At 64.3% G+C, this 22,123-nt stretch carries 18 protein-coding genes; 7 read left to right on the forward strand and 11 right to left on the reverse strand.

The genetic code is table 11. The features are described from left to right. From hutU to RCH10_RS00205, 6 genes are read right to left on the reverse strand one after another with little or no spacing between them, the layout of a single operon-like run. Positions 1 to 1,743, reverse strand: coding sequence for a urocanate hydratase (gene hutU / locus RCH10_RS00180; protein ID WP_409050790.1), 1,743 nt, complete (start codon positions 1,741 to 1,743; stop codon positions 1 to 3). After that, complete coding sequence (hutH, locus tag RCH10_RS00185; protein ID WP_409050791.1) at positions 1,740 to 3,305, reverse strand: histidine ammonia-lyase; 1,566 nt, start codon at positions 3,303 to 3,305, stop codon at positions 1,740 to 1,742. Before hutH ends, hutU begins: the two co-directional genes overlap by 4 nt. Positions 3,306 to 3,322: 17 nt before the next feature. Further along, the gene (gene hutC, locus RCH10_RS00190; protein WP_323499785.1) at positions 3,323 to 4,060 is read right to left on the reverse strand and encodes a histidine utilization repressor; all 738 of its coding nucleotides are present in this window, start codon (positions 4,058 to 4,060) and stop codon (positions 3,323 to 3,325) included. Next, entirely contained in the window at positions 4,057 to 4,854 is a 798-nt protein-coding gene (locus RCH10_RS00195) for an ABC transporter ATP-binding protein (RefSeq protein ID WP_409050792.1), read from the reverse strand. Before RCH10_RS00195 ends, hutC begins: the two co-directional genes overlap by 4 nt. Beyond that, positions 4,854 to 5,633 carry an ABC transporter permease gene (locus RCH10_RS00200; RefSeq protein ID WP_409050793.1) on the reverse strand — a complete coding sequence of 260 codons (780 nt, stop codon included), beginning with the start codon at positions 5,631 to 5,633 and terminating at the stop codon, positions 4,854 to 4,856. Before RCH10_RS00200 ends, RCH10_RS00195 begins: the two co-directional genes overlap by 1 nt. After that, a complete protein-coding gene (locus RCH10_RS00205; RefSeq protein ID WP_409050794.1) occupies positions 5,633 to 6,622 on the reverse strand; it encodes an ABC transporter substrate-binding protein in 990 nt (329 codons plus the stop codon). Before RCH10_RS00205 ends, RCH10_RS00200 begins: the two co-directional genes overlap by 1 nt. 318 nt (positions 6,623 to 6,940) lie before the next feature. Between RCH10_RS00205 and RCH10_RS00210 the strand changes: the two genes are divergently transcribed. Continuing rightward, a complete protein-coding gene (locus tag RCH10_RS00210; protein ID WP_409050795.1) occupies positions 6,941 to 8,236 on the forward strand; it encodes an EAL and HDOD domain-containing protein in 1,296 nt (431 codons plus the stop codon). Positions 8,237 to 8,312: 76 nt separating this feature from the next. Further along, the gene (gene recQ / locus RCH10_RS00215) at positions 8,313 to 10,220 is read left to right on the forward strand and encodes a DNA helicase RecQ (RefSeq protein ID WP_409050796.1); all 1,908 of its coding nucleotides are present in this window, start codon (positions 8,313 to 8,315) and stop codon (positions 10,218 to 10,220) included. Between the two features lie 79 nt (positions 10,221 to 10,299). On the opposite strand, the gene RCH10_RS00220 is transcribed toward recQ, so the two are convergent. After that, entirely contained in the window at positions 10,300 to 11,493 is a 1,194-nt protein-coding gene (locus RCH10_RS00220; RefSeq protein WP_409050797.1) for a YadA-like family protein, read from the reverse strand. A gap of 242 nt (positions 11,494 to 11,735) precedes the next feature. Further along, positions 11,736 to 14,060 carry an ATP-binding protein gene (locus RCH10_RS00225; protein WP_409050798.1) on the reverse strand — a complete coding sequence of 775 codons (2,325 nt, stop codon included), beginning with the start codon at positions 14,058 to 14,060 and terminating at the stop codon, positions 11,736 to 11,738. Positions 14,061 to 14,180: 120 nt separating this feature from the next. On the opposite strand from RCH10_RS00225, the gene RCH10_RS00230 reads away from it, so the two are divergent. The 3 genes from RCH10_RS00230 (at position 14,181) to RCH10_RS00240 (ending at position 17,701) form a co-directional block, all read left to right on the forward strand. Then, positions 14,181 to 15,380, forward strand: a complete 1,200-nt coding sequence (locus tag RCH10_RS00230; protein ID WP_409050799.1) for a threonine ammonia-lyase — start codon at positions 14,181 to 14,183, stop codon at positions 15,378 to 15,380. 123 nt (positions 15,381 to 15,503) lie between these two features. Continuing rightward, positions 15,504 to 15,656, forward strand: a complete 153-nt coding sequence (locus RCH10_RS00235; RefSeq protein ID WP_187053850.1) for a hypothetical protein — start codon at positions 15,504 to 15,506, stop codon at positions 15,654 to 15,656. A gap of 158 nt (positions 15,657 to 15,814) precedes the next feature. Further along, entirely contained in the window at positions 15,815 to 17,701 is a 1,887-nt protein-coding gene (locus tag RCH10_RS00240) for a phosphoenolpyruvate carboxykinase (GTP) (protein WP_409050800.1), read from the forward strand. 94 nt (positions 17,702 to 17,795) lie between these two features. On the opposite strand, the gene RCH10_RS00245 is transcribed toward RCH10_RS00240, so the two are convergent. After that, positions 17,796 to 18,332 (reverse strand): hypothetical protein, encoded by a 537-nt coding sequence (locus RCH10_RS00245; protein WP_409050801.1) that lies wholly within the window; start codon positions 18,330 to 18,332, stop codon positions 17,796 to 17,798. 108 nt (positions 18,333 to 18,440) lie between these two features. Here RCH10_RS00245 and RCH10_RS00250 point away from each other — a divergent pair, with 108 nt between their 5' ends. Continuing rightward, positions 18,441 to 19,415, forward strand: coding sequence for a LysR family transcriptional regulator (locus tag RCH10_RS00250; protein WP_187053847.1), 975 nt, complete (start codon positions 18,441 to 18,443; stop codon positions 19,413 to 19,415). Here the strand turns inward: RCH10_RS00250 and RCH10_RS00255 are convergent. Next, positions 19,399 to 19,584: a hypothetical protein gene (locus tag RCH10_RS00255; RefSeq protein WP_323496874.1), complete on the reverse strand. Its 186-nt coding sequence runs from the start codon at positions 19,582 to 19,584 to the stop codon at positions 19,399 to 19,401. The two genes, RCH10_RS00250 and RCH10_RS00255, sit on opposite strands and share 17 nt — an antisense overlap. A gap of 119 nt (positions 19,585 to 19,703) precedes the next feature. On the opposite strand from RCH10_RS00255, the gene RCH10_RS00260 reads away from it, so the two are divergent. Beyond that, positions 19,704 to 20,528 carry a metallophosphoesterase gene (locus RCH10_RS00260; RefSeq protein ID WP_409050802.1) on the forward strand — a complete coding sequence of 275 codons (825 nt, stop codon included), beginning with the start codon at positions 19,704 to 19,706 and terminating at the stop codon, positions 20,526 to 20,528. Here RCH10_RS00260 and RCH10_RS00265 read toward each other — a convergent pair. Further along, the gene (locus tag RCH10_RS00265) at positions 20,525 to 22,084 is read right to left on the reverse strand and encodes an alkaline phosphatase D family protein (RefSeq protein WP_409050803.1); all 1,560 of its coding nucleotides are present in this window, start codon (positions 22,082 to 22,084) and stop codon (positions 20,525 to 20,527) included. The genes RCH10_RS00260 and RCH10_RS00265 overlap by 4 nt on opposite strands. Between the last annotated feature and the right edge of the window lie 39 nt (positions 22,085 to 22,123).

Here is a 22,123-nt window from a genome sequence, read left to right on the forward strand (position 1 = left end):
CTACTCGATCATCGGCAGCTTCAACGCATGCTTTTTCGCCGTGGCGATCGCGATGTCGTAGCCCGCATCCGCATGACGCATCACGCCGCTGGCCGGGTCGTTCCACAGCACGTTGCCAATGCGTTTTGCGGCTGAGTCGGTGCCGTCGCACACGATGACCATGCCGGCATGCTGCGAGTAGCCCATGCCGACCCCACCGCCGTGATGGATGCTTACCCAGGTTGCGCCACCCGCGGTGTTGAGCAGGGCGTTGAGCAGCGGCCAGTCGCTGACTGCATCGGTGCCGTCTTTCATGCTTTCGGTTTCGCGGTTCGGGCTGGCGACCGAGCCGGTGTCGAGATGGTCGCGGCCAATGACGATCGGCGCCTTCAGCTCGCCCGACTTCACCATCTCATTGAACGCGAGTCCGGCGATGTGGCGCTCGCCGAGGCCGAGCCAGCAGATGCGCGCCGGCAAGCCCTGGAACGCGATGCGCTCGCGCGCCATGTCGAGCCAGCGGTGCGTGTGCTTGTTGTCGGGGAACAGTTCCTTGATCTTGGCGTCGGTCTTGTAGATGTCTTCCGGGTCACCCGACAAGGCGACCCAGCGAAACGGGCCTTTGCCTTCGCAAAACAGCGGCCGGATGTACGCCGGCACGAAGCCCGGAAAGTCGAACGCGTTCTTCAGGCCCTGATCGAAAGCGACCTGGCGGATGTTGTTGCCGTAGTCGACCGTCGGCACGCCCATCGACTGGAAGTCGAGCATGGCCTGCACGTGCACCGTGCACGATGCGGCGGCGGCGGCGGTGAGTGCTGCGTGTTGCGCGTCGTCCTTCATGGCGGCCTGCCACTGCGGCACGCTCCAGCCTGCGGGAAGATATCCGTGAATCAGGTCGTGCGCCGATGTTTGGTCGGTCACCAGGTCGGGCTTGATGGCGGTGCCGGCCTTCGCGCGCCTGACCAATTCCGGCACGATCTCGGCGGCGTTGCCGAGCAGCGCGATCGAGATCGCTTCCTTCTTCGACGTGTGGTGCGCGATGAGTGCCAGTGCGTCGTCGATGTCCTTGGCCTGCTTGTCGACATAACGCGTGCGCAACCGGAAGTCGATGCTCGACTGCTGGCATTCGATGGCCAGCACGCAGGCACCGGCCAGCACGCCCGCGAGTGTCTGCGCGCCGCCCATGCCACCGAGGCCGGCGGTCAGGATCCACCTGCCGGCGAGGTCGTTGTCATAGTGCTGGCGGCCGGCTTCGACGAAGGTCTCGAAAGTACCTTGCACGATGCCTTGCGCACCGATGTAGATCCAGCTGCCGGCCGTCATCTGGCCGTACATGAAGAGGCCGGCACGGTCGAGCTCGTTGAATTTTTCCCACGTCGCCCACTTGGGCACGAGGTTGGAGTTGGCGATCAACACGCGCGGCGCGTTCTCGTGCGTCTTGAAGACGCCGACCGGCTTGCCCGACTGGATCAACAGCGACTCGTCGTCTTCCAGCACCTTGAGCGACTCGAGGATTTGGTCGTAGCAGGCCCAGTTGCGGGCGGCGCGACCGATGCCGCCGTACACCACGAGGTCTTGCGGTCGCTCGGCGACCTCGGCGTCGAGGTTGTTCTGCAGCATGCGAAACGGCGCTTCGGTCAACCAGCTCTTGCAGGTGAGCGTGCTGCCGCGCGGGGCGCGGATCACGCGGGTTGGGTCGTGACGCGGATCGGCTTTGGCGTCGGGCGAAACTGATTCAGTGGCGATGAATTTGTCGGGCGCATTCATGGTGTCGGCTCCTTTCGGTGACTGGGGAGGATGTCGGTCAAGGCGGGCGGCAAGTCGGCCGCGAGCGCCCACAGGCGCATGGCTTCGATGTCGGCCGCGAGGTAACGATCGCGTTCGAGAAAGGCGACCTGGGTACGAATCTTTGCGAACTCGGCTTCGACCAGCGGCGAACTCTTGAGCCCGCTGTCGGGTCGCTTCAACTCGATGCCCTGCGCAGCACACATCGCCTCGATGCCGACGACGACCGCCGTGTGGGTCACCATGTCGCCCAGCCGGCGCGCCGCGAAGGTGGCCATCGACACATGGTCTTCCTGATTGGCCGAGGTCGGCAAGCTGTCGACGCTGGCTGGATGCGCGAGCGATTTGTTCTCCGACGCGAGCGCCGCGGCCGTGACCTGCGCGATCATGAAGCCGGAGTTGAGCCCGCCATCGCGCACGAGGAACGGAGGCAGGCCCGACAGGCCGGTGTCGAGCAGCAGCGCGATGCGGCGCTCGGCAATGGCGCCGATCTCGGCAATAGCGAGCGCGATGATGTCCGCAGCGAACGCGACGGGTTCTGCGTGAAAGTTGCCGCCCGAGATGACTTCTCCGGTGTCCACGAACACCAGCGGGTTGTCCGATGCCGCGTTGGCTTCGATGACCAGCACGCGCGCCGCATGCGTCAGGTTATCGAGGCAGGCGCCCATCACTTGCGGAATGCAGCGCACCGAGTACGGGTCTTGCACCCGGCCGCAATCGGCATGCGACGGCACGATCTCGCTTCCATCGAGGAGCGTACGCACCGCTGCTGCCACGGCGATTTGTCCCGGTTGTCCGCGCGCTGCATGGATTCGCGCATCGAAGGGTTTGATCGAGCCTTGAATGGCTTCGAGCGACAACGCACCGGCCATCAGCGCAGACGCGAAAACGCTCTCGGCGCCGAACAGGCCGGCCAGCGCGAGCGCAGTCGAGACCTGCGTGCCATTCAGCAGCGCCAGCCCTTCTTTCGGGCCGAGCACGAAGGAATCGAGGCCGATGCGCTTCATCGCTTCGGCGCCGCTGACGATACTGCCGTCAGGCATCGTTGCCTTGCCTTCGCCGATGAGCACGCAAGCCATGTGCGCGAGCGGCGCCAGGTCGCCCGATGCGCCGACGGAACCCTTGGCCGGGATGTGCGGCATGACGCCGGCATTGAAGAGCGCGAGCAGCGCCTCGACCAGCGCCGGCCGCACGCCCGAGTGGCCGCGCGCCAGGCTGACCGCCTTGGTCGCCAGCACCAGCCGCACCACCGCCGGCGCCAGCGGCTCGCCGGTGCCCACGCTGTGCGACAGCACCAGGTTGCGTTGCAACTCGGCCAGATGGTCGTTGCCGATGCGCGTGCTGGCCAGCTTGCCGAAGCCGGTATTGATACCGTAGACCACTTCGTCGTTATCGACGATGCGCTGCACCGCCGCCTGCGCGGCCGCCATCCCGTGTGCGGTCGATGGGTCGAGCGCCAGCGTGATGTCGCGGCCGGCGTGGATGCGGCGCAGCAGTGCGAGATCGACGTGGCCTGGCAACAGGAGAGTGGGTTCTATTGGCATGGAATTCGGCATGTGATTCATCCGGAACGCGGGTTGCCGTCGGCACTGAAACGACTGCCCAACCGATAGCGCGACGCCGGGTGCAGGCAGCGCACCAGCGTGACCGGCACCGTACGCGTCCAGGTGCGACGCGTGAGCAACAAACAAGGCTCGGCGGCGGGCATCGCGAGCCGCACCGCCTGCTCGGCGGTGGGCAGCACCGCGTCGACCAGATGCTCGATCTGGTCGAACGGCACGTTGCGCACGAGGTACTCGCTGGGCTGCAGGTTGGAAAGGTCCAGGTCGAGGTAGTCGGGCACCACACGCGGGTTGACGTAGCGGTCTTCGAGCTGCACGGGCACGCCGTTTTCGAGGTGCAGGCAGACGCTGTGAAACACCGACTCGCCCAAGCGCAGGTCGAGCCAGGCCGACACATCGGCGGGCGACGCGATGCGCTCTGCGGCAATGAGCTGATAGCCATAGTCGTGGCCGCGCGCGCGGATTTCGCTGGCGATGTTGGCGATCTGCAGCAATGTCGATTGCGGCTTGTTCTCGGCCACGAAACTGCCGACGCCTGCCACGCGCACCACGCGTCCCTGTGTCACCAGCTCGCGCAGCGCGCGGTTGGCCGTCATGCGCGAGATGCCGAACTGCACAACCAGCTCGTGCTCCGAGGGCAGCCGATGCCCCGCGGGCCACGAGCCGTCCTGGATCTTGCGGACGATGTGCTCCTTGACCTGCTCGTAGAGGGCGAGGGACGGCAGGTCGCGCTTCATGGTGTCAGTGCTCGTGAGTGCTCGACAGAGGCCATGGACTCGGCGCGGATCTCTTCGGTCAGCCGCGCCTTCAGGGCCATGAACTCGGGCGTGGTCTTGACGGTGTAGTGGCGCGGGTGAGGCAAATCGACGGCCAGCTCGGCTTTGATGCGGCCGGGTCGCGCGCTGAACACGGCCACGCGATTCGCCATGAAGATGGCCTCGTCGATGTCGTGCGTGACGAAGAGCACCGTCTTGCGCTCGGCCTCCCAGATGCCGAGCAACAGCTCCTGCATCAGCACGCGCGTCTGGTTGTCCAGCGCGCCGAAGGGCTCGTCCATGAGCAGGATCTTGGGGTCGTTGGCGAGCGCACGCGCGATGGCTGTGCGTTGCTGCATGCCGCCTGAAAGCTGCTTGGGGAAATGCTTCTCGAAGCTGCGCAGGCCGACCTTGGCAATGAAATAAGCGGCGCGTTCTTTCTGCTGTGCCTCGGGCATGCCGCGCTCGCGCAGGCCGAAGCGGATGTTCTGCTCCACATCGAGCCACGGAAAGAGCGTGTAGCTCTGGAACACCATGCCGCGATCGGCGCCGGGGCCGATGACTTTCTGACCGTTGAGCAGCACCTGGCCACTGCTCGGACGACCGAGTCCCGCGACGATGCGCAACAGTGTCGACTTGCCGCAGCCCGAGGGGCCGAGGATGGTCACGAAGTCGTTCTCCTTGACCTCGAAATCGATCGGTTGCAGCGCCTGCGTGCGCTGGCCTTTGGTGCCTTCGAAAACGCGAGTGACCGCCTGGATGGAAAGCTGGCTCATCAGATGGCACTCCACGCGAAGAGGCGGCGATTGAGGGCCTTGAACGCGAAGTCCGACACCAGCCCGATGATTCCGATGACGATGATCCCGAAGATGATTTGCCCGGTGTTGAGCAGCGCCTGGCTGTCGGTGATCATGTGGCCGATGCCCGACGACGAGCCGATGAGTTCGGCCACGATCACGTAGGTCCAGGCCCAGCCCAGCACCAGCCGCAGCGTCTCCGCGATGCCCGGCGCCGCGCCCGGAATGAGCACCCGCTTGACGATGCCGTTGCTGTCGGCGCCGAGCGTGTAGGCCGCCTCGACCAGGTCGCGCCGCGCACCGCCGACGATGACCGCGACCATGAGGATGATCTGGAACACCGAGCCGATGAAGATGACCAGCAGCTTCTGCGCTTCGCCGATGCCGGCCCAAAGAATCAGCAACGGAATGAAAGCGGAGGCCGGCAGGTAGCGGCAGAACGATACGAAGGGCTCGAGGAGAGCTTCGACCGGCTTGTACGCACCCATCGCGATGCCGAGCGGCACCGCGACGATCGCGGCCAGCACGAAGCCGCCGAACACGCGCCACACCGTCATGCCGATGTCGCGGATGAAGCCGTACTCCACGAAGAGCAGGTACGCCTCCTTGACCATCGTCGACGGGCTCGCCAGAAAGGTCGGCGAGACGAAGCCGCCCAGCGTGAAAAAGCTCCACACGCAAACGAAGAGCACGAAGAAGCCGACGCCGAGCACCCATCGCGCACGCGCGTCCACCGGCTCCAGCGGCGCCATGCGCATCACTTGATGTAGCTTGCGTCGAAGGTCACGGCCAAGTCGTCCGGCGCTTTGCGAATCACGCCGGCTTCGAGCAGGATCGGCACCGACTCTTTCATGAACTGCGTGAGCTCACCCGCAAAGAACTTCTGGTTGGCGGCCTTGTCTTGCCAGCGCAGGTAGGCGGACGACTTGGCGAAGGCTGCGCCGTCTTGCTTGACCGCCGAGCCCATGATCTCGTTGGCCTTGGCCGGGTCCGCCTTGATCATTTCGAGCGCTTCGAAGTACGAGTCGGTCAGCGCCTGCGCCGCCTTGGCGTTGGTTTTGAGCCAGGTCGGCGCGCAGCCGACCGTGTCCATCACCATCGGGTAGTCGAGCGTGGTCGCCAGGATCTTGCCGGCGGCGGGGTTGGCACGCACGGTCGACAGGTACGGCTCGTACGTCATCGCGGCATCGTTCTGGCCGGCGACGAAAGCTTGCGCCGAAGCCTGCGGCGCAAGCGTCACGACCTTGACGTCTTTCAGGGTCATGCCGTTCTTGTTGAGCATCCAGGCCAGGCCGAAGTAAGGCGCGGTGCCCGGCGCATCGACGCCGATGGCCTTGCCCTTGAGATCGGCGAAGGTCTTGACGTCGTTGCGCACGGCCAGGCCGTCGGCGCCATAGGACTTGTCCATCTGGAAGATCTGGGTGATCGGCACGCCGTTCGCATTCCACGACACGTGTGTTTCGACCGTCGTGGCCGCGCACTGGATCGCGCCGGACGCCAGCGCCAGGTGGCGATCTTTTTGCGGAATCATCTTCAATTCGACGTCCAGACCGTTCTTCTTGAAGATGCCGGCCTTGTCGGCCAGCGACAGTGGCGCGAAGCCGGTCCAGCCCGACATGCCGAGCGCGATGCTGGTCTGCGCACTGGCGCCGATCGACGCCGTTCCGGCTGCGACGCAAACACCGGCCGCCATCAGCGAGCGGGCGAATTTTTTGAGGCTGGGAACGGTAGCAACTGTGATGGCCATGCGGCTCTCCTGTGGATGGGTGAAGCGTCGAACAAGATGGGAACAGTGTCATCCGCCTGCGTCCAGCCTGTATATACAAGATAACCCCGAGACAACGTGCACGGAAAGTGCCAGCGCCTTGGCGCTATTGGTGCAGTAGCCGTGACCGATGCACCAGATTGCTGTCTATACAGGTCGTTCTAAGGCGAATGCCGGACTCCGTTTGCAAGGCGTATGCCAACGCGACGATCCACACGCTGCTCAAGTTCGCCATCGGCACGCCGATAACAAATACGAACCTCCGGATGAGCCTCCGGACCTGAGAAAGAGGAGATTGCGATGTTCACCACCACTGCCAGCGCGCCTCGCGCCGCTGCAAACAGCCAGCCGATGCCGCTGATGCAGCAAGACGACTTCGTCCCTGTGCCCGCACCGCCCCGGGCGCGGCGCATGCTCGTGGACGAGAAGCGCGTGGTCAGTGGCTATCAACTCGTCCCCTCCGTGGCAGCGCCCAAAACGGCCGGCGCGTGTTTCGACGATGCGGGCACCGCCAGATCGGCCGAGAGTGCGACGCGCCTCGCCAAGCCGACCTTCATCCGTTGCACCTGCCGCGACCTCATGAATGGCCAGCTCGACAAGCTCGACCCGAAAACCGTGGTGCTCGAAATACGCGACGGTGCCGACAGCGACCCCGGCGGCCCTGAAGGCGGCGGCGGGCTCGACGAAGCCGTGCTCAAGGAGGCCCGGGCCAAGGGCTTCAAGCTGGCGTTCGATGCCCGCCTGTTGAAGAAGGAGTACGCGGGATTCGTCTCCCTGGCCTCCTACATCATTCTCGAAATGGGTGTCATGAAGCTGGACCGTGCCGCGGCGCTGGCACGCGGCATCCGCTCCAGCACCAGGGCGGTGCCGATGGCCGCCCAGGTACGCACTTCGGCTGAATACGAAACGCTGGCCGACGCCGGCGTGCAGATGTTCGAAGGCCACTGGTACGCGCAGCCACCCGTCAGAACCGACAAGTCGATCCAGCTGTCGTACGCCGGCCTGATCAAGCTGTTGAACATGGTGATGCGCGAAGCCGACTCCACGGAAATCGAAGAGCTTCTCAAGCACGAGCCGACGCTGGCGTACAAGCTCTTGCGGCACATCAACTCGGTCGGCTTCGGCTCCAACATCGAGATCACCTCGTTCCGGCACGCAGTGCTGACGGTCGGCCTGAAGAAACTGTTTCGCTGGACGGCGCTGCTCATCACCAACACGCCGCCGGGCAGCGTGGCGCCGGCTGCGGGCACGCGGGCCATCGTTCGCGGAAGGCTGATGGAGCTGCTGGCGCTCGAAACGATGCCCACGGCCGACGCCGACCTGGCCTTCGTCACCGGCATGTTCTCGATGCTCGATGTGTTGCTCGGTATGCCGCTCGAGGACGCGCTAGCGCTGGTGAATCTGCCGAAGGCCGTCACCGATGCGATCCTGTCGGGCGACGGACCGTTCGCGCAATACCTCGCCATCGCCAAGGCCTGCGAGCACACCGACGAAGCGCTTCTGGAAATTCTTTCTGTGCGCAACCGCATCGCGTCCAGCCACATGATCGACACGCATCTGCAGGCGCTTGCCTGGGCGGAACAGTTCGGGCACTGAGGCGCCGCGCCGCGACCGAACGGCGACAATGGCGGCTTGCGCGCCGCAGGGTGCGCGTCACTTCAGCTTGCCCGTTTTGTCCGCACTGCCCTCCGACACTCTTTCCGCCGACCCAGCGCAGATCCTCCACGAAATCTTTGGCTACGAGCACTTTCGGGGGGCGCAGGCCGAGATCGTCGACCACGTCGTGCATGGCGGCGACGCGCTGGTGCTGATGCCCACTGGCGGCGGCAAGTCGCTCTGCTACCAGATCCCGGCGATCGCACGGCAGCGCGCGGGCCACGGCGTGTCGATCGTGGTGTCGCCACTCATCGCGCTGATGCACGACCAGGTCGGTGCGTTGCACGAGGCCGGCGTCAACGCGGCCTTTCTGAATTCGACGCTCGACTGGGAGCAGACGCAAGACGTCGAGCGTCGCATGCTGAGCGGCGAGATCACGTTGCTCTACGCCGCACCCGAGCGCGTCAACACGCCGCGCTTTTTGCAGCAGCTCGACTCGTTGCATCAGCGCGGCAAGCTGTCGCTCTTCGCCATCGACGAGGCGCATTGCGTGAGCCAGTGGGGTCACGATTTCCGGCCCGAGTACCGCTCACTCACCGTGTTGCACGAGCGCTATGCCGGCGTGCCGCGCATTGCCCTCACCGCCACGGCCGACGACCTGACCCGGGCCGACATCGTCGAGCGGCTGCAACTCGAAGAAGCGCGCCAGTTCGTCTCCAGCTTCGACCGGCCGAACATCCGCTACACCATCGTCGAGAAGAAAGAAGCGACCACGCAGTTGCTGCGCTTTATCGAGCGCGAACACGAAGGCGATGCCGGCGTGGTGTATTGCCAGTCACGCAAGCGCGTCGAAGACGTGGCGGTCGCCTTGCAGGCCGCGGGCATCAACGCGCTGCCGTACCACGCAGGCCTCGACGCTTCGATCAGGCAAAAACATCAGGACCGATTTCTGCGCGAAGAAGGCGTCGTCATGACTGCGACCATTGCCTTCGGCATGGGCATCGACAAGCCCGACGTGCGCTTCGTCGCGCACCTCGACATGCCCAAGAACATCGAGGGCTACTACCAGGAAACCGGACGCGCCGGTCGCGACGGTTCGCCCGCCGATGCCTGGATGACCTACGGCCTGCAAGACGTGGTGAACCAGCGCCGCATGATCGACGAGAGCCCGGCCGGCGAAGAGTTCAAGCAGGTGATGCGCGGCAAGCTGGATGCGCTGCTGTCGCTGGCCGAAGCCAGCGACTGCCGCCGTGTGCGCCTGCTCGGCTACTTCGGCGAGCAGAGCACGCCCTGCGGCAACTGCGACAACTGCCTGACGCCGCCGCAGGTGTGGGACGGCACGGACGCCGCGCGCAAGCTGCTCAGCACCATCTACCGCGTACAGCAGATGAGCGGCATCAGCTTCGGTGCCGGCCACATCATGGACATCCTGCGCGGCAAGGCCACCGACAAGGTGACGCAGTTCGGCCACGCGTCGGTCAGCACCTTTGGCATCGGCAGTGATTTCAGTGAAGTGCAGTTGCGCGGCGTGCTGCGGCAACTGATCGCGACCGGCGCACTGGCCGTCGACTCGCAGGCTTTCAACACCCTGCAGCTGACCGATGGATCGCGTGCCGTGTTGAAGGGCGAGGCGACGGTGATGTTGCGGGAGTCGGTGTCGTCGCCGGTGGGGCGCAGTGGCGGCGGCAGTGGTGCTTCAGGCAAATCGCGGCGCGAAAAGACGCCGCGCGGCGCGCCCTCGCCAGCCGCAGCCAAGCTCGACGAAGCGGGGCAATCGCGTTTCACCGCGTTGAAGGCCTGGCGCGCCGAAGTGGCGCGCGAACACAACCTGCCGGCCTACGTGATCTTTCACGACGCCACGCTCGCCGCCATCGCCGAGTGCGCACCTGCGACCCTGGAAGACCTGCAGGGGCTCAGCGGCATCGGGGCGAAGAAGCTGGAAGCGTATGGGGCGGATGTGCTGCGGGTCGTGGCCGACCACTGATGCGGCGCGGCGAACGCAAAAAAGCCCGGCAAGGCAATTGCCTTCCGGGCTTGAAACGACTGCACGCCGCTTCGGATTCTTACCAGGAGAACATGCCGCCCGCGCCGGCCGACACACGGCCGCCATTGCCGCTACCGACCGTGAACTTCAGTTGCAAAGATTCGGAGACACGCGCCGCGACGCCGAGCGCAAATGCAGAGCTGCCGTCGTAGTTGCCGACACCCAGGCCGACGCCCACCTTCTTGTCACGCTCGAGTGCTGGAATCGAAGCTGCAGCCACTGCAGATGCCACCCCTGAACTCGCGACCTTTCGGTTGTCGACGAGTTGCTGCTGCACCCTTGCATTGGTGCCGGACTGCAACGCATTTGTCTGCGCCTGGACCGCATTGATGTTGGCCTGATTCGTATTGAACGTCGACTGGCTGGCATTCGTCGTGGCTTGGTTGACGTTGACCGTCGCCTGCGCATCAGAGATTTGCTTAAGCTGACTTACGTTAGCTGCATCGGTACTCGCCACACCCGCTGCAACGCCACTGATGACGTTGTTGTTGTTGTTGATGCCGCTGGTCGATGTGACGCCCGCCACGCTCAAATTTCCGCCGATGGTGGCGTTCCCCGTGGTGCCGAGCGTGGTCGTCGAGAGATTGCCGTTGTTGGTGATGCCGTTGGTCGCTGTCGCGCCGCTCACGCTCAGGCTGCCCGCAGACACCAGCCCGCTTGCGATGAGCGAGGTGACGCCCGAGATGGCACCGGCGTTGGTGATGCCGCTGCCACCATTGTTGAAGCCACCGGCGTTCGTCATGCCACCGACGTTCGCGATTCCTGCCGCATTGGTCAGACCGAGGAACGTGTTTTGTCCTGTCGTGCCATCAGAAAACAGCCCGGTCGTCGCCATGAACGTCGTGCCATCGGACACGCCGACAAAGGTGCCTGAAGGCAGAGCCTGAAAGTGCGAGATCGTGTTGGTCGCGTTGTTCGTATAAGAGACGCTGCCCCCAGAAGCGCCCAACGACATGGACGTCACGTCGCCATTGATCTGCAGATGATCTGCTCTTGTAAAAGCCGCTGTCGTTGTGACGACGCTGAGCCCCGCAGCCCCCAACACCGCGGTTTGCACTTGCGGCGCGCCCGAAGTAGTGCTGGTTGTCGAGCCGTTGGGCCCATACGTCGTTGCTGCGACGCCATTGTCGACGACGACATTGCTAAATTGAGCCGAAGCGTTCAGCGAGACAAATGCAGCGGCCAGCGCCACGAAGCGAAACGAATGTTTCATTGTGATTTCCCTGAATATTGTTCTTGAAAGCCGACCACGCAGACTGCGTTTCCGTGCTGCGCCGATGCTCGGGCTTGCGCCCATTGGCCGGGGCGTCAGCGCGTTGATAGGCTCGGCATGCTCGTGCAAAAGAACACGAACTCCGGTGCAAACACGATTTCAAGTAGGGCGGCTACAACGGTTGGTTGTGACCCTGTCCGCGCGCCTGAACGGCGGTCGCAGATTTTCAGAAAACTTTTGCCTTACTGCACGAATCCGATCCCACGAGATTCACGCACTTCAGGCTTTATGCGGTGCTCCGCTTCGAGCTGATCCAGAAACTCAGCGGCTGAAAACTCAGCCGCCAAGATCTCGGTCTGCCGCTTGATCGCCGCGAAGTCACCCGGACACAACTGCGTGAGGTGCGCAAGGCGCTTGCGGATCTCCGGAGTCATCAGCGACGCGTCGCCGGCGAGCGCCTCGGTCACGAACATGCGCTCCCGCTGCGTTGCCGTCAGCGGCATGAACTTGATCTTGAAGGTGAAGCGCCGCAACGCCGCCTGGTCGAGCCTTTCGAGCAGGTTGGTCGTGCACACGAAGATTCCATCGAAGCGCTCCATGCCCTGCAGCATTTCGTTGACTTCCGTCACTTCATAAGTACGTTGCGCGCCGCGCCGATCTTGCAAAAAGCTGTCGGCCTCGTCGAGCAGCAGTACGGCCTTTTCAGCCTCGGCCTCTTTGAACATGGCCGCCATGTTCTGCTCGGTTTCACCGACGTACTTGCTCATCAGGTCACTGGCCTGCTTGATGATGAGCGGCCGGCCGATCGCCTTGGCGATGTGCTCGGCCAGCGCCGTCTTGCCGGTGCCCGGCGCGCCGTAGAAGCACATCGTGCCGTGGCCCCGCGCCTTCAATGCCTCGACGATGCGCGGGATCTCGAACCGGGTTTCGACATTCAGCATGTCGAGGTCGTACGTGGTCACGCTGCGCCGGTTGCCAGGTGATTTGTCGAGCGTGCCCAATGCGAGGTCTGCATTTTTCAGCTGGCGTTCGATCAACGATTCGACCGAGGCATCGTCGGTTTTGGCGAGGCCTGCAAAGCGCACTGCGGTGCGAATCTGCGCTGGCGTCAGGCCCTTGCGCTCGGCCAGTTTGGCGGTGAAGGCTTCAGAGACGATCACGCCTTCCAGCGTCTTCTTGATGAGTTGCTCACGCGCGCCGGGCGGTGGCGACTTGAGCTCGAGGTGGTACGCAAAGCGGCGCCGAAAGGCCGGGTCGATCTGCTCGATGCGGTTGGTGACCCACAGCGTCGGCACCGGGTTCGACTCGAGGATCTGGTTGACCCAAGCTTTGCCGCTGACGCTGCCGCTGGTGGACGACGACACTTGCTCGGCGCGCGCCATGAACTGCGCGGCCTCGGTGCTGATGGGCGGGAATACGTCTTCGACTTCGTCGAACAGCAAGGCGGCCTGCGCGCTGCCCTTGAGAAAGACCTGCGCAATCTGCAGCGACCGATAGCGGTCGCGGCCGCTCAACGAATTGCCGTCGCGGTCGGCGTACTCGACCTCGAACAGTTCGAGCCCCGCAGCCTGCGCCACGACCTTGGCCAACTCGGTCTTGCCGGTGCCGGGCGGCCCGTAGAGCAGCACATTCACGCCGGGCTCCTTGCGCGCAACGGCAGCCTGCAGCAGCGTAACGAGCATCTGCGCGTCTTCCTGTACGAAAGAAAAGTCGTGCGGCGTGAGAGTGCTTTTGGACGATGGCCGGGTGAACACCGCCATCAGTTCGTTGTGGTCGCGGTACTCGCGCATCAATACCGGCGGCAGCTTTTCGCTGACCTTCATCAGGTCGGCCAGGTCGGTGATGTTGTGTTCGGAGATCAGGTTTTCGACCAGCCCGATGCGCTCCAGCCGTGAGCCCGCGCGCAACGCCTCGCCCACGTCGCTGGCGCTCACGCCCGCGATGTCGGCGATGGCGGCATACGCCTCGGGCGCATTGTTGACCTTGAACTCGACGAGCAGCGAGCGCAGGTCGCGCTGATAACGCGCCAAGGTGCCGTAGAGCAGCAGGGCGCGCTCGGCCTTGTTCAGTTGCAGCAGGCCGGCCAGCGCCTCGATGTTTTTCTCGACCAGCGTCGATTGCTTGCGCAACGCATGCGTCAGCCAGTCGCGCGTGACCGACAGCACCGACAGCAGATCCTTCGGCTGGTCCTTTGCGTATTCATCGAGATAGAAGAAGAGCGTGCCTTCTTCGTAGGGACCGCGCCACATGCCGTGGCGTTCGAGCAGCGTTCGCCCATCGAGCGTTTCGACGCCCTTCCAGGCTTCGTTGCCGGCGCAGCGTCGGCCCAGGAATTCGCCCAGGCGCTTGAGCACCGTCTCGGGCCAGACCAAGTGGCGACCGGTCAGCGAAAGCAGTCCATTGAGGTCGCGCCGCACGTTGAAACGCGGTCCCTGCTTGGCCGCGAGCGTGAGCACGAAATGCGAGCACATCAGCTCCAGCACCGGCGCTTCCTTTAGCCCGGGGGACGGCAATGCCTGCCCGCGCACGGCAGCAGCCACCACATCGACCCCGGAACGCTTGACCATCGGACAATCTCCAGCTAGCAAAAGGAAACCCACGCAAACCATAACGCAGACCTCCGGATTGGGGAAGACTTGGGAAGAGTAAAAACCCTAGCGTTTGCGATCCCGTCCACAATCTCTCACATGGTTGGCATCGAAGACATCCGGCGAGCTGCGGCGCGCCTGCAAGGACAATTGCTCGACACCCCGTGCGTCGAGTCACGCACGTTGTCGGAGATCGTCGGCGCGCAGGTGTTTCTCAAGTTCGAGAATCTGCAGTTCACTTCATCGTTCAAGGAGCGGGGCGCCTGCAACAAGCTGGTCGACCTGTCCGACAGCGGCGTCAAGGGCGCGGTGGCGATGTCGGCCGGCAATCATGCGCAGGGCGTGGCGTACCACGCGCAGCGGCTCGGGATGCGCGCATTGATCGTCATGCCGCGCTTTACGCCGGGCGTGAAAATCGAGCGCACGCGGGGTTTCGGCGCTGAAGTCGTGCTGCACGGCGACACGCTCGAGTCAGCTCGGGCCCATGCTTACGAGTTGGCGGAAAGCGAAGGCCTGTCGTTCGTGCATCCGTACGACGACGAAGCCATCATCGCGGGCCAAGGCACGGTGGCACTCGAAATGCTGGCATCCGTGCCAGACCTCGACATGCTGGTCATCTCGGTCGGCGGCGGCGGGCTCATTGCCGGCATGGCGGTGGCGGCCAAGGCGATCCAGCCCGGGATCGAGATCGTCGGCGTGCAGACGACACGCTTCCCGGCCATGGTCAACGCGATTCAGGGCACGCACTATAAGCAGGGCAGGAGCACGATCGCCGAGGGCATCGCGGTGGGTACGCCCGGCGTGCTGACGCAGGCCATCGTCGCAACGCACGTCGACGATTTGCTGCTGGTCGACGAGGGCGACATCGAGCAGGCAGTGCTGATGCTTCTCGAGATCGAAAAGACGCTGGTAGAGGGGGCAGGCGCTGCAGGGTTGGCCGCGATGATCCGGCATCCGGAGCGCTTCAAGGGCAAGCGCGTCGGCCTGGTGCTGTCGGGCGGCAATATCGATCCGCTGCTGCTGGCGGCCATCATCGAACGCGGCATGGTGCGCGCCGGTCGGCTCGCTCGTGTGCGGGTGAGTGCGCGCGATGTGCCGGGATCGCTTGCCGAGATCACGGCCACTGTCGCGGAAGCGGGCGCTAACGTCGATGAAGTGCATCACCAGCGCGCCTTCACCATGCAGGCAGCGCAAAACGTCGATGTCGAACTGGTGTTGCAGACCCGCGGTCGGCCTCACTTGGCCAGCGTGCTCGATGCACTCCATGCGGCCGGTTTCGAGGCCGAAGAGCAGCACTGAGCGTCTTCGCGACGCGCGACAAGCAGGTGTCGCGAAGGTGCAGGGGCTGGCAAGCACCTACACCGCATAAAGGCCCGTCGCCAGTAAAATGACACCAGTTTTTTGGTCCCCCGAGGTAATTCAATGTCCACCCCCACCCCTGTCGATCCAGGCCACGCGGCCGCCGTCGAACACGACGCTGTCGAGTCGATCGTGCCGATGATGCCCATCGTGCTGCCGCTTGCCGGCGCCGTGCTGATGCTGCTGCTGGCGTCCATCGCCGTCTTCCTGGCCTGACAGCGCTTCGCGCTGTTGTCTGCGGGCGGTGCGGCCCGCGTCGATGCACTCTTAAAAAAAGAAACGTTTTCTCAGACGGCTTTTGCGCCGGTGCCCTCTGTTGATGCGCCTCGCCAAGTCCCGTTCGAAAAGACGATTTTCAACTTAGGAGACTTCCGATGAACGCACCCGTGATGCAGGGCCTGAATACTCAGGCACCCTCGTACGTAAAAAACGCCAAGCTAATCGCCTGGGTCGCCGACATGGCCACCTTGTGCAAGCCAGACGCCATTCACTGGTGCGACGGCAGCAAAGAAGAATACGACCGCCTCTGCCAGCAACTGGTCGACGCCGGCACATTCAAGAAACTCAATCCCGCCAAACGGCCCAACTCTTTCCTCGCCAATTCCGACCCGGTCGATGTGGCCCGAGTCGAAGACCGCACCTACATCTGCTCGGCCAAAAAAGAAGAAGCCGGCCCGACCAATAACTGGATGGCACCGGCTGAAATGCGCACGACGCTGCAACCGCTATTCGACGGCTGCATGAAGGGCCGCACGATGTATGTCGTGCCGTTTTCGATGGGCCCTTTAGGTTCACCGATTGCGCATATCGGCATCGAGCTGTCCGACTCGCCCTATGTCGCGGTCAACATGAAGATCATGACGCGCATGGGCAAGGACGTGTACGACGTGCTGGGTGCCGATGGCGAGTTCGTTCCCTGCGTGCACACGGTAGGCGCGCCGCTCCAAGCCGGGCAGAAGGACGTGGCCTGGCCCTGCAACACGACCAAGTACATCGTTCATTACCCCGAGACACGCGAGATCTGGAGCTACGGCTCGGGCTACGGCGGCAATGCGTTGCTCGGCAAGAAATGCTTCGCGCTGCGCATCGCTTCGACCATGGGCCGCGAGGAAGGATGGTTGGCTGAACACATGCTCATTCTTGGCGTGACGAATCCCGAGGGCAAGAAGTACCACGTGGCCGCGGCCTTCCCCAGTGCGTGCGGCAAGACCAACTTTTCGATGCTGGTGCCGCCCGCCGGCTTCGAAGGCTGGAAGGTCACGACCATCGGCGACGACATCGCCTGGATCAAGCCCCAGGCAGACGGCTCACTGCGCGCCATCAACCCTGAAGCCGGCTATTTCGGCGTGGCCCCGGGCACCAACATGCTGACCAATCCCAACTGCATGCGCAGCCTGAACGACGGCGTGATCTTCACGAACGTCGCGCTGACGGACGATGGCGACGTGTGGTGGGAAGGCCTGGAGCAGGACGCGCCCGGCAAGGCGTTGCCGGCGCACCTGATCGACTGGCAGGGCAAGGACTGGACGCCCGCCATCGCAAAGGAAACCGGTGTCGGCGGCAAGCTCAAGCCCGCGGCGCATCCGAATGCGCGCTTCACTGTCGCCGCGACCAACAACCCTGCGCTCGACGAAGCTTGGGACGACCCGAAGGGCGTGCCGATCGACGCCTTCATCTTCGGCGGCCGTCGCTCGACGACGGTGCCGCTGGTGACCGAAGCGCGCGACTGGGTGGAAGGCGTGTACATGGCTGCCACGATGGGTTCGGAAACCACGGCCGCAGCAACCGGCCAGGCCGGCGTGGTGCGCCGCGACCCATTCGCGATGCTGCCGTTCATGGGCTACAACATGAGCGACTACTTCCAGCATTGGCTCGATCTGGGCAAAAAGCTCAAAGCATCGGGGGCATCGTTGCCGAAAATCTACACGACCAATTGGTTCCGCAAAGGCGCAGACGGCAAGTTCGTCTGGCCCGGCTATGGCGAGAACATGCGCGTGCTCAAGTGGATGATCGACCGCATCGAAGGCAAGGCAGGGGAAGGCGTGGCGCACATCACAGGGGTGAGCCCGCGCTACGAAGACCTGAACTGGACTGGGCTCGATTTCAGCGCCGCGCAGTTCGACACCGTGACCAGCATCGACAAGGCCGCCTGGCTTGCGGAGCTGAAGCTGCACGATGAGCTGTTCACCCAGCTGGCGCACCATCTGCCTGCGGAATTGCCGGCGACCAAGGCAGCGATCGAAAAGCGGCTGGCGGCGTGATCACTCGTTAGCCCATAGAAAAAGCCGCCCTCGGGCGGCTTTCTCTTCGTTGGCACAGGAAGCGAAACGCCGAAGTGCCCGGCGTATGCCTGTCTCAGTAGTAGCGCGACAGGTTATGGCTGACCAGAACCTGGTGCAGCGACGGCGTGCGGCGGGTTTGCTGAGCGCGAACCACGGCGTCGACCTTTGCGGATGCTACCAATGGCAGTTCTCCGTCGACCTGCTGGCGCGTAATGGCAGCTTGCAGTTCCTTCAGTACGCGGGGGTCGTACGAGGCATGCGCCAGAAAGCGCTCATCGGCCAGAGCGCTGGCGCGGCGCTGTGCCATACCGCGCCAGGCGGTGGCGATGCGGCTCGTCGTCGGGCTGATCTTGTTGGCGCTCAACGCGATCACGCCAAAAGCGATGGCGCACAGCGAGATCCAGGCGGCCATCCAGCCGGCATCGAATTCGTGCGTGGTGAGTTGGGTAGACACAGCGAGCAGCACGACGCCGGCAGCGATCAACAAGCGGAAGGCAAGGCCGAAGCGCGTCACGCCTTGGCCAGCATTGCGAATGTTGTCGAAGGCGGCGGTAGCGCGGTTCAGGCCGGCGTGCTGCGAGGGTTGGTCGACATGGACGAAAGAAGTCATGGTGCTCCTCCTAAGGAACGGGTGTGGCGTGAGCCGATGCATTGATATTAGGGTTTGCCCTACTGCTTCACCACTTTATCTTTTTGATGTTTATCATTCACGCCACTGATGGACGTTAACTTCCGCACACTCGATCTGAACTTGCTTCGCGTTTTCGACGAAGTGATGGCGGAGCGCAACCTCACGCGAGCGGCCCGCAACCTCGCCATCACCCAGCCGGCCGTCAGCAACTCGCTCCGGCGCCTGCGCGACGTGCTCGGCGACGAGCTGGTGCGTCGCTCCGGTGCCGGAGTGGAACCAACGGCTCGCGCCCTGGCGCTGTGGCCCACCGTGCGCGATGCATTGCGTCAGCTGCAACACACACTCGCACCGGGCGAATTCGACAGCAGCACATCCGACACCACATTTCTGCTGGCCATGGCCGACGCCACCGCCGCCGAGCTCATGCCGGGCCTCGTGCGGATCGCGGAACTGGAAGCGCCCGGCATCTCATTGCGCGTGTTGCCGCTCACAACGCGCGACCCGCGGGGCTTGCTTGAGCACGAGGAGGCCGACATGGCGATCGGCTATTTCCCGGCGGTCACCGCCAGCCTGGCGGCGCGCAGCCAGTCGGGCGTCGGCGTGCCGTTCGAAACGCAACGGCTCTATGTGGGTCAATACGTGTGCGTGATGCGGCGCGACCATCCGCTGGCCGCCAGCCCGCTCACGCTGGACGCCTACTGTGCCGCACGGCATCTGCTGGTGAGTTTCTCGGGCCGGCCGTACGGATTCGTCGACCAGACGTTGGGCGCCCTGGGCCGCGAACGACGCATCGCCGTCACGGTGAACCAGTTCTTTACCGCGGGTCGTGTCGTCGCAGGCTCCGATTTGCTGACGGTGCTGCCGCGCCACTTCGTCAACGTCACCGGGGTGGACGAGCGATTGGTGATGCGCGACCTGCCGTTCGACCAGCCGCTGGTGCATGTCGATGCGGTGTGGCACCGGCGCGCGCAGCACATCCATGCGCACGAGTGGCTGCGGGATGCTTTGCTGCGGTCGGCCGCAGCGGCGTTCGCAACATCGGTACTCAGCGGACGACGCTGAGCCAGGCGCTGGCTGCGACGCGCAGCTCTTGTGCCTGGCGGGCGTCGCTACCGGCACGGCTGCCAGCGCTTTCCATCAACACGGCAGCCAGGCTTTCGGGCGCGGCGCTGGCGCTGGTTTGGAGGAGCGAACGAACGAACGTGGCTGAAAAGGCAAATAGACTGAACATGACATTGCGCGGCCTGGGGCGGCGCCTAAGTAGATAGAAAAGAATGATAAGGGTTATCCCTTAGATATCTAGAGCGACCTTATGCGCGCTCTGCATGGCGTCATGGAAACTGATCGACGATGAAACTGCAGTTGCTCTCGGATTTGCACATCGAATCCCACCCCCGCCTCCAGATTGCACCGGCGCCGGGCGCCGACCTGCTCGTGTTGGCCGGCGATGTCGGCTCGTACCAGGAAGGCTCGCGGCTGACCGCGCCGGACTTCGGGCTCACACGCTTTTCTCCGCTGCATGGCTGGCCGGTGCCTGTCTTGTATGTGCCTGGCAACCACGAATACGACAACGCCGATTTCGACGCCACGCATGCGCGGCTGCGCGAACTTTGCGGGGTACTCGGCATCCAGTGGCTCGAACGCGAAACTTTGGTGATTGATGGCGTTCGTTTTGTCGGCACCACCCTCTGGGCTGATTTCGATGCCTTGGTCGAACCGTCGGACGGCCTGGCTCAGGCGCTCAAGAAGCGAGGCAAAGCGATGCGCGCTGCCGACTTCTACTTGAGAAAGGCCGCCACTACGCGCGGCGGTCAGCCCTTCATGTCCGGCCTTCTGAGAGAGCACTCACTTACGTGTCAAGCTTGGCTACGCAAAGCCTTGTCTGAACCGTTTGACGGCCCCACGGTCGCTGTCACCCACTTCGCGCCGACGCTCGCCAGCGCCGACCCGCGTTACGGCCTCGCACCCGGCACCGCTGGCTTCTGCAATTCCCTGGATGGACTGTTGCCGTTCACCGACCTCTGGCTGCACGGGCATCTGCACTGCGCTTTCGACTACGTCGAGGACGGCTGCCGGGTGGTCGCCAATCCCCTGGGTTACCGAAGCAAGGGGGAGCAGGATGCGTTTCGACCGGACATGCTGATCACCGTGCCCAAGCCCAAGCAGCCTCGTTAAGCCGCTTCGATCCCGGCACGGTCTGCCAGCACAGTGAACGCCGCCTGCCGGCTGAACACCGCATCGGCCGCCACCGGATGTGCGGTCGCCCTGAACTCGCATTGCAACGCATCGGGCCGCAGATCGAGCAATGCCCAGCCACGCTCGTCGCCGCGGGCATGCAGCACGTCCGGGTTGTCGCGGCGCATGCGCGCCATGGCGGCCTGGCTGGCGCCGCGTGAGGTCAACGAGCCGCCGACGAACTCGGTCGCGACGATCGGCGACGCTGCATCGTTAGGCACCACGCGCAGGTTGGCGGCAGCATGGCGATGCACGTCGCCGCCGAGCGCGACGACATTGCGCACGCCGGCCTCCGCGATGCCCTGCAGCAAGCGGCGGCGCGCCGCCGGATATCCATCCCAGCCGTCGGTCCAGACGCTGCGGCCTTGCGGCGTGTCGGCGCTCGTGGCGCTGATCTGCGTCTGCTGTCCGATCAGCTTCCAGCGACGCGCCGCCCCCGCGAGGCCAGCCGCCAGCCATTGCTCCTGCTCAGCGCCGAGCATGGTGCGTGACGCGTCTTCGAGCTCGGCGCAGCCGGTCACGCTGCGGCCGTTGTCGCGTTGCGAATCGGGGCAAGCGTGGTGGCTGCGGTGCTGGCGGGAATCGAGCGTCCAGATGTCGGCCAGCCGGCCCCATGTAAACCGGTCGTGGATCTGCATGGCCGCGCCCTGCGGCGGAACCGACAGCGGCATGTGTTCGAAGTAAGCGCGATAGGCCGCAGCCCGACGCTGCAAAAACCGCGCGGGATCGGTGTACGCCGGATCGCGATCGTCGGCGTAGTCGTTGACCACCTCGTGATCGTCCAGCGTCACGATCCACGGATGCGCGGCGTGCGACGCCTGCAGGTCGGCGTCGCTTTTGTAGAGCGCATGCCGCGCCCGGTATTGGGGCAGCGTGTGCGGCGTCCAGCTGCCGTGCTGCCGCACGGTGTAGGCCGGGCTGCTGCCCTCGTAGATGTAGTCGCCGACGAACATCACGAAGTCGAGATCGCGCTGCGCGATCTCGCGGTGCGCCGCGAAGAAACCTTGCTCCCAATGCTGGCACGAGGCCAGGGCGAAACGGAGGCGTTGCACCTCGGCATCGGCTGCCGGCGCAGTGCAGGTACGCCCGACCGTGCTCACCGCATCGCCGCATGTGAAGCGGTACCAGTAACTGCGCCCCGGCGCGAGCCCGTCGGCGCGCACATGCACGCTGTGCGCTCGTGACGGCCAGGCCATGACCTCGCCGCTTCGCACCGGTTGCCGGAGCGCCTCGTCGCCGAAGATTTCGTAGCGCACCGGGCACTCGGCTTCGGCATTCCAGCCGGATTCGATTGCCGAATCCGGTAGCAAGCGTGTCCACAAAACGGCGCTGTCGGGCCGCGGCTGGCCGCTCGCCACGCCGAGCGAAAACGGATTGCCCTGCCAGCGCGGCGCACTCACCGCGCCTGCCGCACGTGTCGTCGTCGGCCGCACTCCCCAAGCGCCCAGGGCCAGCCAGAGAGCGGCCCGATTCAAATCACGACGGCGCAAATTCATCGCCCGGATTGTGCGGCGCCGCGAATTGTGAAAAGCAGG

Source organism: Variovorax sp. GrIS 2.14 (assembly GCF_046115955.1).
Classification (GTDB): domain Bacteria; phylum Pseudomonadota; class Gammaproteobacteria; order Burkholderiales; family Burkholderiaceae_C; genus Variovorax.

What these genes read in the sequence shown, in the direction of transcription:
- hutU (WP_409050790.1), bottom strand. Translation starts at nt 1,743, where the DNA reads ATGAATGCGCCCGACAAATTCATCGCCACTGAATCAGTTTCGCCCGAC.
- hutH (WP_409050791.1), bottom strand. Translation starts at nt 3,305, where the DNA reads ATGCCAATAGAACCCACTCTCCTGTTGCCAGGCCACGTCGATCTCGCA.
- hutC (WP_323499785.1), bottom strand. Translation starts at nt 4,060, where the DNA reads ATGAAGCGCGACCTGCCGTCCCTCGCCCTCTACGAGCAGGTCAAGGAG.
- RCH10_RS00195 (WP_409050792.1), bottom strand. Translation starts at nt 4,854, where the DNA reads ATGAGCCAGCTTTCCATCCAGGCGGTCACTCGCGTTTTCGAAGGCACC.
- RCH10_RS00200 (WP_409050793.1), bottom strand. Translation starts at nt 5,633, where the DNA reads ATGCGCATGGCGCCGCTGGAGCCGGTGGACGCGCGTGCGCGATGGGTG.
- RCH10_RS00205 (WP_409050794.1), bottom strand. Translation starts at nt 6,622, where the DNA reads ATGGCCATCACAGTTGCTACCGTTCCCAGCCTCAAAAAATTCGCCCGC.
- RCH10_RS00210 (WP_409050795.1), top strand. Translation starts at nt 6,941, where the DNA reads ATGTTCACCACCACTGCCAGCGCGCCTCGCGCCGCTGCAAACAGCCAG.
- RCH10_RS00220 (WP_409050797.1), bottom strand. Translation starts at nt 11,493, where the DNA reads ATGAAACATTCGTTTCGCTTCGTGGCGCTGGCCGCTGCATTTGTCTCG.
- RCH10_RS00225 (WP_409050798.1), bottom strand. Translation starts at nt 14,060, where the DNA reads ATGGTCAAGCGTTCCGGGGTCGATGTGGTGGCTGCTGCCGTGCGCGGG.
- RCH10_RS00230 (WP_409050799.1), top strand. Translation starts at nt 14,181, where the DNA reads ATGGTTGGCATCGAAGACATCCGGCGAGCTGCGGCGCGCCTGCAAGGA.
- RCH10_RS00235 (WP_187053850.1), top strand. Translation starts at nt 15,504, where the DNA reads ATGTCCACCCCCACCCCTGTCGATCCAGGCCACGCGGCCGCCGTCGAA.
- RCH10_RS00240 (WP_409050800.1), top strand. Translation starts at nt 15,815, where the DNA reads ATGAACGCACCCGTGATGCAGGGCCTGAATACTCAGGCACCCTCGTAC.
- RCH10_RS00245 (WP_409050801.1), bottom strand. Translation starts at nt 18,332, where the DNA reads ATGACTTCTTTCGTCCATGTCGACCAACCCTCGCAGCACGCCGGCCTG.
- RCH10_RS00250 (WP_187053847.1), top strand. Translation starts at nt 18,441, where the DNA reads ATGGACGTTAACTTCCGCACACTCGATCTGAACTTGCTTCGCGTTTTC.
- RCH10_RS00255 (WP_323496874.1), bottom strand. Translation starts at nt 19,584, where the DNA reads ATGTTCAGTCTATTTGCCTTTTCAGCCACGTTCGTTCGTTCGCTCCTC.
- RCH10_RS00260 (WP_409050802.1), top strand. Translation starts at nt 19,704, where the DNA reads ATGAAACTGCAGTTGCTCTCGGATTTGCACATCGAATCCCACCCCCGC.
- RCH10_RS00265 (WP_409050803.1), bottom strand. Translation starts at nt 22,084, where the DNA reads ATGAATTTGCGCCGTCGTGATTTGAATCGGGCCGCTCTCTGGCTGGCC.